Source organism: Alteromonas sp. MmMcT2-2 (genome assembly GCF_022348305.1).
In the GTDB taxonomy this organism is placed as follows: Bacteria; Pseudomonadota; Gammaproteobacteria; order Enterobacterales; family Alteromonadaceae; genus Alteromonas; species Alteromonas macleodii.
Genome location: NZ_JAKRFA010000011.1, coordinates 14204 through 28050 on the forward strand (window position 1 = coordinate 14204; position 13847 = coordinate 28050).

A 13847-nucleotide genomic window follows, 5' to 3' on the forward strand; every position below is an offset into this window, starting at 1 on the left:
TCGTTGCGAATGACTTATTTCGTATCGTTCGCTTAGCTTTCACTCAATTTGGTCTGGAAAGCGTCGAACGTATCGACCACACCTTCTCTTGGCGAGCCAGATTTACTTAAAATCATGATGGTTAAGCTAGATAAAATAAACCCAGGGACAATTTCGTACATCCAGTCACCAAGCTTTTGGCCGCCGATTTCAATAGGAAGATAAATCCACAGTAACACCGTCACTGCACCAACGATCATACCACCTAATGCAGCACGGCGAGTCATTTCACGCTTAAACAGGCTAAATAGTACAAGCGGTCCGAAGGCTGCACCAAAGCCAGCCCAAGCATTACTTACAAGCGTTAAAATGGTGCTGTCTCTATCATAAGCTAGATAGATTGCTACAAGCGCGACAACTACTACGCTGACTCGACCAGCAATAACGAGCTCGCCATCTGACGCATCACGTCTTAGGAAGGCTTGATAAAAATCACTGGTTAGTGAACTTGAGGTTACCAACAGCTGAGAAGAAATAGTACTCATGATAGCCGCTAAAATCGCAGCGAGCAGGAAGCCACCGATAAGCGGGTGGAATAGAATTTGAGATAAGTAGATGAAGACGGTTTCTGGATCGATTTCGTTTCCGTTACCTGTTACATAGGCAAGGCCAAAAAGCCCCGTCATCAACGCACCAATAATCGACACAATCATCCAACTCATACCGATATTGCGCGCAGTTGGTATATCTTTAACAGAACGTATCGCCATAAAACGCACAATGATATGAGGCTGACCAAAATAACCTAGGCCCCATGACATCAGTGAAACAATGCCTATTACGCTTAGTGCTTCATTGGTAGACGCATCCATAAATGCATCGAAAAGCGCCGGATTAATGGTATCTAAGGCGTCAATTGACGCGCCGATTCCACCCAACTCGCTAATAACAACGGCAGGTACCATAATGAGAGATACAAACATGATGCACCCCTGAACGAAGTCGGTCATGCTTACTGCCATGAAACCGCCTACGAGGGTATAAGCTACGACGACACCCGCGGTGACGTATAAGCCGGTCTCATAAGTTAATCCAAATGATGTCTCAAAGAGCTTTCCGCCAGCTACCACACCAGAAGAGGTGTAAAGCGTAAAGAAGACAACGATAACCACAGAGGCTATAACGCGCAATAAACGCGTGTTGTCAGCGAAGCGATTTTCAAAATAGTCGGGGAGGGTAATGGAGTTGTTGGCTACTTCAGTGTAAACGCGAAGGCGTGGAGCAACTAACATATAATTTGCCAGAGCACCGAGTGTCAAACCAACGGCAATCCAGCCAGCAGATAAGCCTGATACATACATTGCACCGGGTAAGCCCATGAGCATCCATCCGCTCATATCCGATGCACCTGCTGAAAGCGCGGTTACCGCGGGGCCTAGTTGGCGGCCGCCAAGCATATAGCCTTCTACGTTGGTGTCTGTCTGCCGATAAGCGAAAAGGCCTATCCCTAACATTACAACAAAATACAAACCCAACGAGATTATCGTGCCAGTAGCCATATAAATTCCCTATGTTTTTTCTTTCATGCTAACACCTATGACATAGAGTCTCTATGTCAGTCAGCGACCTTGCATGTTTTCTATACGGTAATTCGTAAATAAAGTTTGGCGAAAGGTTAAATTGGAAAAGATGCAACGCGCGCTCGACCTTCTCTTTTGGCTCTGTAGAGAAGCTCATCGCACATCTTGATAATGGTGTCTAGGTTGGTTTCTCCGTTGACGTCTAACAGACCCGAAGAAAAACTCACGGAAAACATTTCTTTTGTATTGCTCCAGTGTTTCTGGCGAGAAAGCGCGAAATTCAGCTCGTCCAGAATTCGCTTAGCAGACCTTTGGTCGGAGTCGGAAAAGTAAATCAAAAACTCTTCGCCGCCATATCGGCAGAGCTTGTCTGACTTACGAATTCGGTTTTTGATAATCTGTGTAAAGGTAGTCAACACTTCATCACCGACAACGTGGCCGTATTTGTCATTAATCTTTTTAAAGTTGTCGACATCAAGTAGAGCAATACAGGACGCTTTATTGCCTTTCAGTGCTTTTTTCAAACTGTTTAGCATAGCTCGTCGCGTGAGAGCGCCGGTAAGTGAGTCACGCTCAGCTAGCAAGTCGCTCTGTCGTTTTGAAATCCATAGCCATAGTGCAAGAATGATGAGAATTGTGATAATCAACGCAAAAATGGTGGTTTTCATTGCTTCTTTGTCGGTAGAAAGGCCATCTTTTTCACTTCTGAGCACAGTGAGTTCTTTTTGTCGATATCGCGCTAACTCGATATCTTTCGCAATACCGTCGGTAAACGAAGAATTTGACAACTTGAATTGCTCAGTGTTTTTTTCAACAAGAAGCCTATTGTAGGTTTTCGAATGCTCATATGCTTTTTCGTAGTCACCCGAAGCATCGTAAAGCCTAGAAAGCTCCCGCTCTAACCTAAGCTTGATTTTTTCTTTAAAACCCGAATTTGGAATAGTAGCCAGAACGATATTGCGGTAACGCTGAAGGGAGTCTTGAAATTTAGCATCATCGTTCAATACCGCTGCGTAAAGTGCATCTGCGTAAGCTGAAAGCTCCTCAGTTCTTTGTTTTACCTCTGTGGTATCAAGCTGCCTGATTTGCGTCATGACTTCTTGCGCTAGCAGTTCATATCCTTCGCTTTTTTGAAACACTACTACACGAAGTCTTTGGACATACGTCAACAACTTTTCGTGCACTGACGTTACTGTGGACAAATGCTCTATTGCGTCGTTTGACATAGCCAATGCTTCTTCAAACTTATTTTGAATTAACAATGAATCGATGGCCGAGAAGTAGGCCCAAGTTTTTACCATGGTGTTGTTATCTTGCGTTTTACTTTCAATGATCTCTTTTGAGTGGAAAAATGCTCTGCTTGGAACGAAGAGTTCCAGATAAGCACCTCTCAGCCAATCATGTGCAATTACGTTTGATAACGCATTTTCTAAGCTTTTGTCTGATGAGTATCGAGGAAGGTGCGGTAACGCATATTCGATTTCATTAATTGCTTGTATTGGGTTCGCAAGGGTGAGTTCCATCGCTAACCATATGCTAGCTATAGCAGTGGCTCGTCGACTCCCAGTTTCTAGCGCTTCTCGCTGTAAACGGCGCAGTTCAGGAACAGAAAAATTTACCCTATGGTCAGAGCCTTTAAAATCATTTACCGCTCTAGCATAAATGTAATATGCCTTCGAAGCAGCGAAAAGCTCAGGCTTAATTGTCTTAAGCTCTTGCCAATGCTTATCTAATAGAGGCTCTTTAACGAAAAGTGGGATTCTCGGTGAGTCAGCATCATTCGCAGTATAAGTGGCCAACAAGTGTCTAAATATCACGCCTTCACTTTGCGTGTCATTCTGCAAACCGGCGCTCGTTAACATAGCAATGATATTCTCATTGCTCACCTCGCTAGGTGTATTCCAATGATAAATTGTCGTTGCAGCTATATGACTATAATTATCAAGTTTTTTTAGTCTAAGTGCGTTGGGAATATCTATACTTTGAGCAAAGACAGCGAAACAAGCTATTGCAGGAATCAAAAGGCAAATCATTAGCCTTGTAAAACGAAACCAAGCGCTCATTGTGATGGAGACCTCTTTACTGCGGGTAAGTGAATGAAGTGATTAACTGAAATTAAAACGGACGTTTTAACCTTTAAGTCGGAGTATAAGTTTTATTGAACAGGGTTTCATCTTAATTTTGTGCAAAAAAAATCGGCCCATAGGGGGCCGACGAAGGGAAGTGCTAAAGATACGCACTTTTTTGGAACGCTTTACAGTTACATAACGTGTGTTAAGCAGAGAATTGAATCCTTTCTGACACCGCCTTTTTCATATCGCTTAAATCAGCATCTTTATCGCCAACAATCATTACATTGGCGTGTTTCATTTTAATGCTCTCTCCGTGGTACTGACCATCGGCAAACTCGCTTGGAACGGAGACATCTCCACGTTCAGGTACTACGAATACCGACATCTTGCCTTGCGGCGTATTCACAATCAGATGAAGGCTTCTAACTGTGCTCAAATGACAATAGTTTGCGACCTCTACACCGTCGAGCATTTCGCTAAAGCTGCCACCAAAGCTTGCTAGCTTTGCGTTAACCATATTCAAATCAACAGGAAGCAACGAATGAGCGTGTTCCATTTCTGCGTACTGCATATGGGCAAGTGCTTGCCCGCCAATACTAAGCGGCTGGTGATACCACATAGTAAGGCCAATGCCTATCGTAAAGGCAACTGATGCAGCCATGGCTAAATACCAGCGACTTCTGCGTTTATAACGGGTGAATTCGTCTGCAGACTGCTGCCATATTAGCTTGCTTGCGAGATCCTCTGGTACATCGACTTTCAATGCTTGCTTTAATTGCTTATCTAACTGCTTTTGTTCATTCCAGAAACTGCGTTTACTTTCATCCGCTTTTGCCGCTTCTACAACATCACTGTCAGTCGTTTCTGGATCGGCGTAGATACGACGCCTAAATTCTAACTCATCCATTTACACGACCTCTCTGTTCATTTTGCTTCTCTAATGCCTCTTTTAGCTGATTCCTCGCTCTGAAAAGGCGAGTCATTACCGTGTTTTTGTTAAGCCCTAACTGGTTGGCGATCTCTTCGCCACTAAAACCGAAAATCAACTGGAGTATTAAGGGTTCACGATACTCCACACTCAATCCACCTAATAGTCGCTGAAGCTCTCTATCTTTCAAGTCCCCATCAGCATGCTGTGTGTCATCTTGAATATGGCAATCATCAATATCTACTGTGTCGAACTGTTTGCGTTCAAACCGACGGGCGTTTTCGCGGCGAAGAATGGTAATTAACCATGACTTTGCTGCTTTTTCATCATTTAGGGCGTCTAATGAGCGCCAAGCACGTAAAAAGGTTTCCTGAACAACATCTTCAGCAATGCTCTGGTCTTTGATAAGCCAAAATGCATAGCGGTAGATGTCGGCGTGAAATGCCTTTACTAATGCTTCATATCTTTGGTGTTTTGCTTTCATACCCGATAAGACCTGAGCATTATCAGATTTATTTCGCCCAAACATAAAAAAATCCAAAAACTTAATTTTTTCTCACTATGGCATAAAAAACGCGCCATTTCGTTAGCCGAAAGGCGCGTTTTCATTTTATTTCCAGTGATCAGAGCACCTAGTTCGAAAAGCTAGGTACGTTTTTGGGAAGTAATCCAAGCATTAATGTTTTCTTCTAAAATAGAAAGTGGGACTGGACCGTACTTCAATACCTCGTCATGGAAGCCTTTCCAATCAAACTTGTCACCAAGTTCAGCTTGGGCATGCTCTCTAAGTTCCATAATTTTCAGTTTACCAATCATATAGGCCGTAGCCTGACCTGGCATAGCAATGTAGCGCTCAATGGCTTTTTGCGCGTCGTATTTAGGGTTTGGCGTATTTTCAACAAGGTAATCTACGGCTTCTTCACGCGTCCATTTTTTCGCATGAATACCCGTATCAACCACAAGTCTGCAAGCGCGCCAAAGTTCCATGGCTAGACGACCGAAATCAGAATAAGGGTCTTTATAAAAGCCCATATCTTTTGCAAGTTCTTCGGTATATAGGCCCCAACCTTCTGTGTATGCGGTAAAGCTCAAGAATTTCTGGAATTGAGGTACACCTTCTAGCTCTTGTGCAATAGCGCGCTGCATGTGATGACCTGGGATGCCTTCGTGATACGCCAGCGCCTCTAACTGATAAGTAGGCATTGCTTTCATGTCATAAAGGTTTGCGTAATAAATACCTGGGCGGCTGCCATCTTGCGCTGGGCTTTGATAAAACGCCTTGCCCGCAGACTGTTCGCGGAACGCTTCAACACGTTTAACAATCATTGGCGCTTCTGGAAGAATACCAAAGTATTCAGGAATCGCCTCTCGCATGTCGTCTATGGCGGTTTTCGCCATATCAAGGTATTGCTGTCTACCTTCATCTGTTGAAGGTAGATAGAATTGCTCGTCTTCACGCATGAAAACGAAAAACTCTTGAAGGGTGCCTTCAAATTTCACTTGTTTCATAATGTCGCGCATTGCATCGTGTATGCGCTCTACATTGTCTAAGCCAATTTGATGGACTTCTTCAGCGGTTAGGTCTGTAGTGGTAAACCAGTTTAGACGATTCTGATACCATTGATCACCATTGGGTAAGCGCCACACACCATCGCCTTCAGGCGTGATTTCCCTTTGATGAGCGAGTTCTTCAATAAACTTCTCGTATGACGGCATGACTGATGTTACCAAAGCGGCTTTCGCTTCACCTAATAACGTCGTTTTTTCAGCCTCTGTAACATCCAAGCTATTTACTTTATTTTGAAAATCTTCCCAGATAGTTGAAGGTATTTCGCTAGAATCAAATGGTGCGCCGGTGATCACGTTTTTTGACGCATCAATCATTTGATCGTAGGCCCATGCAGGGGGGAATACGCCGGCTTTTTCGCGAACTTTCATTTGTTCGATAACTTGATCAAAGTACGTACGTACATTGTCTAGTCGTCCAATGTATGCCTTAGCGTCCTCTTTACTCTTTACGCTGTGAATGTTGATAAGGAAGCTAGGCACTTGTGTATGTGCGGCGCGGAACTGATGTACAATGTAACGGTGATGTCGAAATTCGTCGTTAGCTAAATCGCGCTCAATACCTAGTTTGTACAGGCGCAAGCTTAGCTGTTCCTGTTCACTTAACTGACTGGTGTCAAAACTATTAAGCTTTTCTAGTCGGTTTTTGGCGATGGCAATGCGAGCATCAGCTTCTTCGTCACTGATGTCATCCCATTTGTCATAGTCCCATTTTTTACCCAAGTAACTTTGAAATAATGGCGAACGCTTAAGATCTTCTTCAAAAGTACGTTCGAAGAACGCATTAAGGCGCTCTGATTCAGACTGCCCGGCTGGCTGTTCTGTTTTAATAGGTTCTGGCGCTGTTTTAGCGGTTTCACTTGCAGGAGAGCAAGCCGTAAGCGTGGTAATGGCCAACGCAATTGGCGTTAGCTTTACTAGTGTTTTCTTCATTATATTCCCCGTCGCGTTTAATTGATTATTTTTATAAGCTAAAGCTTCTAAGGTTAATAAGCCTTAAAGAGGACAATAAGGCTCAAAGGCTCGACTGTTTCTCGAACGCAATCATTTCTGTTACGAAGCCCTTGTCACTGTGATTTAGCTAGTTGCAAGGGCTTTCATTACGCAAATTATAGTGTATTGGCAAATGAAATGCGTTTTATGAAGCAGGATATAAGGCAGATAGCGTGTTATTGTTCCCTTCACTTTTTTGCTTCCATTCGCTGCGGGCAAGCTTAGCTTCATGTGAAAGTTTATCTAAAGCTTTCATGACCTGTTTAGATTGGGTGTTAGCGTCAGCTTTATTGGCTGAAAAGCGCAGTGCATAAAGCTCATTAACACTAGCGTTGATTCCTTCAAACTGCGAAAGTTGCGCTTTACCCGAAGTTAACGCGTTTATCCACTGCTTAAGAGCAGACGTAAGTAAACGTGTGTCCTTTGCCTTTATTACTGACATAAGGTTTTGAAACTGTGCTTTTTCATCCCACTGCGCATGAGAGTGGGGGCGCTGTGCAGAGCCGGTTCTGTGAGTGATCCCAGGTCCCATAAACTGAGCCTGTTTAAGCTTTCTGTAGGTAACTAACCATCCTGTAAGCGCTATGACGAACAGTACAAGTAGTGCTCCTGTTACCATCCAATTAAGCTGGGTATTTTCGTCAGTATTGACTTCACCTGAAGCGCTGTCTAATGGTTTATCCTCATTGCTAGCACTAGCGTTAGGCTGTGTTGCAGTTGACGGTATATCGTTTTGAATATCTTCATTGCTTGCACTACTCATTGATGGAGTGTCTAAGCTATTCGGAGTATTGGCATTATTTGCGCCAGATGCTGGCGTTACCGTAATTGAACGAGCGGGAATAGTGGCATACTCAGTTTGCTGAGTAAGCGTATTAAACCAAGGGATAGTAATTTCAGGTAAGACAAAGTTACCTGGCTGCGTTGGAATGATCGCCAGCGACGTTTGGCGCTGTGAAATTAAGCTCTGGTCTTTTTCGACTGTCGTAGTATTAGATTGATCAGGATACAGCTTAAAGTTTGGCGGATAAAACTCAGGAATATCAGGAAGCTGCTCTTCTACTACGCCCAATGCGGTTAGCGTAACAATACGAGTGACTGGTTCACCTGCTACAAAACTATCACCTTGTGGCCATTCTTCATCCACTCGCACCATTTCAGAAGGCAACCAAGGGTAATCTATCCCCTGAGGAATGGGCTTAATGTTCACCGTAATGTCGGGCCCAACCCGATTGATTTGCTGGGTGCGGTTGAAGAAGCCAAAACGTTGGTTAGTATTGGCAGCCATAACTTCGCCAGTGAAAATAGGGCCTCTTAGCGTGAATTCACCGGATGCTTGAGGCACAACGGCAAATTGACGCTCTATAATCTGATACCTTCTACCGTTTACGATATCTGTATACTGTTTATCTTCTCCTAGCTGGGTGATTTCCGCATTTTGCATTTCTGGCGCTTGTAGGCTGCCGCGCTCAATATTGCTAGAAAGAAACAGCTTAACCGTGTAAAGCAGCTGTTGATTTAAATAGGCCTCTTTTACGTCGATGTCAGTGGTAACAAAATAGTCTCGTGCGACATTACTTTGTTCTTGAACTGGTATTACTTTAACTTGAATAGGCTTGGTTGATTTACCTTCAATGGTTAATGAAGGAATGGTGAACGTGCCTTCCTTACGAGGAAATAACGTAGTGGTCCAAACGGTGGTGCGCTTGGTGTCGAAATTGACAATTGAGGTTTGGCTACTTACTGATGTTCTTCCGACCACAAAGTCTTTAAGCAGGGGAGAGCTGTCGAATGCATCTCTGTCCGCGCTGCCGTCTGCGGTAACCGTTAAGCGAATGGCTTCATCCAACATGACAGGGTTTCTATCAATGGTGGCTTCCAGCGAATTTACATCGGCATAAGCCGCCGTACTTAAGAGTAGGGTTAATAAAAAAACTATACGTGTAGACTGTAATAAGGCTCTCATCTACCAATCACTCCGGTTTGAAGGCATACGTTGACGCTGACGTTTTTGTGCTTCTAATTGCATTTTTCGTTTTAGTAGGAATGCAGGGTCGTCCGGCACGCGGCGCATTAAACTCTCCATTCGCTGCAGCTCTTCTTTTTCTGCGTCGGTAAGCTCTGTTTCTTGACCTTGCATTGCCTGTGCTTCCTGCTCTGCTTGTTGTTCGTCTTTTTGTGCTTGCGCGCTGTTACCTTGATCAGACTCTTCCTGTTCTGCATTTTGCTGCTGAGAGTCTGATGACTCGTTCTGACTGTTCATCTCGGAATCATCAGGCTGTTGTGAGTTATCTCCGCCATTTTGCTGTTCATCGTTAGCTTGGCTTTGGTCAGACTGTTGACCCTTATTATCGTCTTGCTGACCATTCTGCTCGTTTGAACCTTCCTGATTGTCCTGGTCACCTGATTGCCTGTTGTTATCAGAGTTATCAGAATTATCAGAGTTATCAGAGCTATCTTGGCCATTATCCTGCGAGTCACTCTGTTCGCCATCATCGCCATTTTCGTTCTGGTTTTGATCCTGATTTTGCTGTTGCTGCTGCTTCAGCAAATCCTCGACAATCTTTTTGTTGGTTCTTGCATCGTCGAAATCGGGGGCTTCGCTCAACGCCTGCTCATATTTCTTAATAGCGTCTTCAAGTTTACCGAGTTTTGCCAGTGAATTGCCTTGATTGTATAGACTCTCGGCACCAGGAATGCTTTTGAAGGCATTTAATGCACCTTCGTAGTCACCTGATTTATAAAGTGATGATGCTTTCCAAGTGTCGTCATTAAACTGATTAACGGCGTCTTTGTACTTGCCTCTTTGATAGCTGTTTAATGCTTCTTGGTTGTCATTCATAAATGGCGTTTGCCACCATGAGAGTGAATCAGGTTTATTTGCCATCTCTAGAGTATCTTCTGGTGCGCCTATGCCTTGTGACGTGCCAGCAATTTCTGAGGGTTGGGCACGTTGCAAAGCATGGGCGTTTTTAATCATAGAGGGGCTAAGTAAACCCACCAACACGATGAAAACTAACCCGCGTTTGAATGCAAAGGCGGCAAATGGAAGAAGTATAAGTAGCAAGTAAGGTCCAACTTCTTTCCACTGGTCTCCTTGTAAATTACTCTCTTCTTCGTTCTCTTCGCTGTCGCTTTTATCAAGCAGAGATACCGAGGCGAGGGCATCAATGTCGGTGTCGTTTGATGTAAAGGATTCAAAGCGTCCGCCGCTCGTTTTAACCACGCCTTTCACTGCGCCTTCGTTTAACTTGGGTATAACGATGCTGCCGGTGAAGTCTTTTAATAGCTCGCCGCTTTGCTGGCGGATAGGCGCGCCTTCAGATGTCCCAACGGTAAGTGCATTTACTGTAAAAGGAATAGAAGCCACATACTCTTGAAGCTCTTGTTGTTGTTCTAACTCTATTCCGTCAGTAATCCAGTAGATCATGCCTGAGTTATATCCGGCATTCGTGAGAAGCTCTGACGCACTCTCTATACCTAGGAGAGGGTCGCTGCCCGGAACGGGCATAATTTCCGGTGACAGGCTAGGGATTAGGGTTGTGATATTTCCTGCGTCTTCGGTTAAGGGGCTAATGACAAACGCATCGCCAGCGTAAGCAACCAAGCCCATTTCACCTTCACCAATAGCGTTGACTAGGTCTATCGCTTTATATTTAGCGCGAGTTAGCCTGTCTGGCGTCATATCGGTAGCGCGCATTGAAAGCGACATATCTATGACTATAACGTGTCCCATTTTCAACTGGTAAACCGGCTGCGGCAGGCGTTCCCATGTTGGGCCAGCGAGTGCTATCACACTTATAATCCACACAAGAGCAAGCATCCACATTGGAGGTTTTGCGCCCATTTCGTTTTTTCCAATCACCATGTATTGATATAGGTGAGAAGGGATCACAGATTGCCAGCCAGATTGCTTAGCCGTGGTTTTTCTAATTAAAAGCACAAGCAGCATCAGGGGAACGAGTGCGATAAACAATTTGGGGCGTAAAAAATGAAATTGGTTTAAGAAGTCGAATTCCATTACTTCGTCTCCCTATTTATTTGAGCTGCTTGTATTGAATCAGCTGAGTTCGGGGGTTGCTGGGACGAGTTAATTCGTCTTTGTGCGAACCAACGAAATGTTGATAAAAGAACCGTCAAGAATGCCCATAGTGCTGACAGTAATATTGCCGCACCAAGGGGATAGTAAAACAGTGCGCTCAATGGACGCATCTTACGCGTTTCACCTTCAATAGGCTCAAGCGCGTCAAGTTGTTGATAAATAGCTTGAAGTTCCTGGGCATTTCGAGCCCTAAAATATTGGCCGCCAGAGCTAGTCGCAATGTCGGTTAACATGCCTTCATCAAGTTCTTGCGATGGGTTTATTTGTCGGCTGCCGAAAAAGCTCTGGATCAGCATTTTATCTGCGCCCACACCTATAGTGTAAACCTTCACACCCTTACTAATCGCCAACTCTTTCGCCTGCTCAGGTGTAATATTCCCTGCAGTATTTTGCCCATCGGTAAGAAGAATTAATACGTTATTAGACTCTTCCCGTTCGTCAAAGCGCTTCACCGCTAAACCTATCGCATCGCCAATAGCCGTCTGTTCGCCAACCAACCCAATGACAGCTTCACTCAGAAGTGTAGAAACGGTATCTCTGTCATAGGTAAGCGGCGCTTGAACGTACGCGGTATCGGCAAATAAGATAAGGCCAATTCTGTCGCCAACGCGACGCTGAATAAATTCATAAACCACCGACTTAGTCATGGTTAAACGGTTAACTTGTCGGCCATTTAGCTGCATGTCATCTATCTTCATACTGCCAGATAAATCCACCGCTAACATCATTTCTCGACCTTCATTCGGTATGCTGACAGGCTCTCCTAACCATTGAGGGCGTGCGGCAGCCGTCACTAGCAGCAGCCATATCAAGCTACTTACCAACAGCGGTATTTTGGTTTGTTTCAACTGGGTTTGCTCTGACACATCGCCAGGTCGCAAATTAGGAACCCGCAATGCAGCCATAGGCATGTCTTGTGCTTTTTTAGAAAGCAGGCGTACGATAATAGGCAAGGGGAGTACAAAAAAGACCCACCACCAAGCAAAATTAAGCATGATGCGGCTCCTTGGCTTGTTTATCATGAGGGCTACCATCGTTTAGACCGCCATCATTCACATCGCCGTAAGCCCCCTTGTTTTTTGGCAGTTTGGCTTTTGAAAGCCAGTTTTTTACTGCCCTCTTGCAGGTTTCAAAATCACTAGGGGTGGGGGTGGCTTGATAAACATTGCTTACTAACAAACCTAAATCACTTTCAAGTTTGCTATCACTACTTTTCAATGCAGAGGTTAAGAACGCTTGCCACTGTTTACCATATAACCCAGCCACTTGCTGAGTTGGGTAATAGCTCATCGCCGTGCGTTTTAGAATTGAGTTTAACGCTACGGGCCAATTGCTTTGTTGTGCTGAAATCGATTCAAGTAAGGCTAAAGCTTGCTTACGTGCCTTATTGTGACGTATGTGAGCAGTGATCGCTTTATATAGGCAAAATAGGGCAAGTAAAAATACTGCGATTGCGACCCACCAACCCCAATCTAATGGCCAAATGTTGACCTCTGTAGGTACGTGTATATCGCGCAGTTGAGCAAGTGGGTCTTGCTGCTGAGGGGGCACTGGCATTTGATTTGCCGGCGGCATCGATTGAGCAGCTGATTTTGTGTAACTAGATAGAAAGCTTGATAAAAAATGGGTTGAAAGAATACTGCTCTGCATTAATTAAGCTCCAACCTTTGTTCTTGTTGCATACTTTGAAGCTGTTCGTCTAGGGGAAGACCCGCTGAAACACTGAATCGAGCGATATTGTTTTTGCGCAAGGTGCTATAAATCGCGCTGTTGTGTTCACTGCGCCATTTTTGATATTGCTGTTGCTCGGTATTGTCGCCTAACACCCAGCGTTGTTGGTTTCGGCCATCAGAAACGCTGACGGTTTGTAGTGAACTGGTTTGTGGCAAGGCGTGTTCTATTGGATCGTTAATTACGATAGCCCTTACTTCACAGTGTCGTGTTAAGTGACTCAAGTGTTGAATAGCTTGGGTACTTAAATGCTGAAAGTCTGACACGAGATAAACCAGGCTCCCCGGCCTTGCTAGTCGTCTTGCCCTAGCACACGCATCGGCAAAAGCTTGTTCGTCTTGGTCTTTGTCCGGCTCAGATTGCGCGCTCTGTTCGTGCAATGCCATAAGTTCATGACACACGTGCAACACGGCCTTTTTGCGAGTTAGTGGTTTAATTTCTTTGTGCTGTTGCTGATTAAATACCAGTGCGCCAACTTTATCGCCACGAGCGGCAGCAGACCAGCTTATTAATGAAGATACATGCGCGGCTTGCACCGCTTTAGTAAGCAGCTGCGTGCCAAATGCCATTGAAGGTAGGTAGTCACAGAATAGAAAAACCGGGCGCTCTCGCTCTTCCCGATACACTTTAGTGTGAGTTTTACCCGTGCGCGCAGTAACGCGCCAATCAATAGCGCGAATATCATCACCGGGCTGATAATGCCGGGCCTCATCAAACTCCATGCCTCGGCCTTTGTGCTTGGTGAGATAACTTCCAGCAAGTTTAGCTTGTGGCATACGTTTAGGCGCCAAACTAAACAGCTTAGCTAACTGCTGGTAGCGTAATAATTCTGCTGTAGACAACGAGACGCCATTACTTTGCAGCTTGTTTAGCTGCGCTTGTACATTCACCATAGC

Annotated in this window: 10 protein-coding genes; all 10 read right to left on the reverse strand. The window is 44.7% G+C overall.

All coding sequences use genetic code 11. The features are described 5' to 3' along the window. Window positions 1-32: 32 nt before the first annotated feature. Window positions 33-1538: a sodium/proline symporter PutP gene (gene putP, locus MHM99_RS08675; RefSeq protein ID WP_239219001.1), complete on the reverse strand. Its 1506-nt coding sequence runs from the start codon at window positions 1536-1538 to the stop codon at window positions 33-35. A gap of 116 nt (window positions 1539-1654) precedes the next feature. Beyond that, window positions 1655-3445: a GGDEF domain-containing protein gene (locus tag MHM99_RS08680; protein WP_239219003.1), complete on the reverse strand. Its 1791-nt coding sequence runs from the start codon at window positions 3443-3445 to the stop codon at window positions 1655-1657. Window positions 3446-3833: 388 nt separating this feature from the next. Further along, entirely contained in the window at window positions 3834-4538 is a 705-nt protein-coding gene (locus MHM99_RS08685) for a DUF3379 family protein (RefSeq protein ID WP_239219005.1), read from the reverse strand. Continuing rightward, window positions 4531-5088: a sigma-70 family RNA polymerase sigma factor gene (locus MHM99_RS08690; protein WP_039233340.1), complete on the reverse strand. Its 558-nt coding sequence runs from the start codon at window positions 5086-5088 to the stop codon at window positions 4531-4533. The genes MHM99_RS08685 and MHM99_RS08690 overlap by 8 nt, the downstream gene beginning before the upstream one ends. Before the next feature lie 116 nt (window positions 5089-5204). Beyond that, window positions 5205-7058, reverse strand: a complete 1854-nt coding sequence (locus tag MHM99_RS08695) for a DUF885 domain-containing protein (RefSeq protein ID WP_156078085.1) — start codon at window positions 7056-7058, stop codon at window positions 5205-5207. 205 nt (window positions 7059-7263) lie between these two features. Beyond that, complete coding sequence (locus MHM99_RS08700) at window positions 7264-9084, reverse strand: BatD family protein (RefSeq protein WP_239219007.1); 1821 nt, start codon at window positions 9082-9084, stop codon at window positions 7264-7266. Further along, window positions 9085-11139 carry a VWA domain-containing protein gene (locus tag MHM99_RS08705; protein WP_239219009.1) on the reverse strand — a complete coding sequence of 685 codons (2055 nt, stop codon included), beginning with the start codon at window positions 11137-11139 and terminating at the stop codon, window positions 9085-9087. Next, complete coding sequence (locus tag MHM99_RS08710; protein WP_239219011.1) at window positions 11139-12215, reverse strand: VWA domain-containing protein; 1077 nt, start codon at window positions 12213-12215, stop codon at window positions 11139-11141. Before MHM99_RS08710 ends, MHM99_RS08705 begins: the two co-directional genes overlap by 1 nt. Then, a complete protein-coding gene (locus tag MHM99_RS08715; RefSeq protein ID WP_239219013.1) occupies window positions 12208-12870 on the reverse strand; it encodes a DUF4381 domain-containing protein in 663 nt (220 codons plus the stop codon). Before MHM99_RS08715 ends, MHM99_RS08710 begins: the two co-directional genes overlap by 8 nt. Further along, window positions 12870-13844, reverse strand: a complete 975-nt coding sequence (locus MHM99_RS08720; protein ID WP_049585850.1) for a DUF58 domain-containing protein — start codon at window positions 13842-13844, stop codon at window positions 12870-12872. The genes MHM99_RS08715 and MHM99_RS08720 overlap by 1 nt, the downstream gene beginning before the upstream one ends. Between the last annotated feature and the right edge of the window lie 3 nt (window positions 13845-13847).

Coding starts and splice junctions, on each gene's coding strand:
- putP (WP_239219001.1), bottom strand. CDS start 1,538: ATGGCTACTGGCACGATAATCTCGTTGGGTTTGTATTTTGTTGTAATG.
- MHM99_RS08685 (WP_239219005.1), bottom strand. CDS start 4,538: ATGGATGAGTTAGAATTTAGGCGTCGTATCTACGCCGATCCAGAAACG.
- MHM99_RS08690 (WP_039233340.1), bottom strand. CDS start 5,088: ATGTTTGGGCGAAATAAATCTGATAATGCTCAGGTCTTATCGGGTATG.
- MHM99_RS08695 (WP_156078085.1), bottom strand. CDS start 7,058: ATGAAGAAAACACTAGTAAAGCTAACGCCAATTGCGTTGGCCATTACC.
- MHM99_RS08700 (WP_239219007.1), bottom strand. CDS start 9,084: ATGAGAGCCTTATTACAGTCTACACGTATAGTTTTTTTATTAACCCTA.
- MHM99_RS08705 (WP_239219009.1), bottom strand. CDS start 11,139: ATGGAATTCGACTTCTTAAACCAATTTCATTTTTTACGCCCCAAATTG.
- MHM99_RS08710 (WP_239219011.1), bottom strand. CDS start 12,215: ATGCTTAATTTTGCTTGGTGGTGGGTCTTTTTTGTACTCCCCTTGCCT.
- MHM99_RS08715 (WP_239219013.1), bottom strand. CDS start 12,870: ATGCAGAGCAGTATTCTTTCAACCCATTTTTTATCAAGCTTTCTATCT.
- MHM99_RS08720 (WP_049585850.1), bottom strand. CDS start 13,844: ATGGTGAATGTACAAGCGCAGCTAAACAAGCTGCAAAGTAATGGCGTC.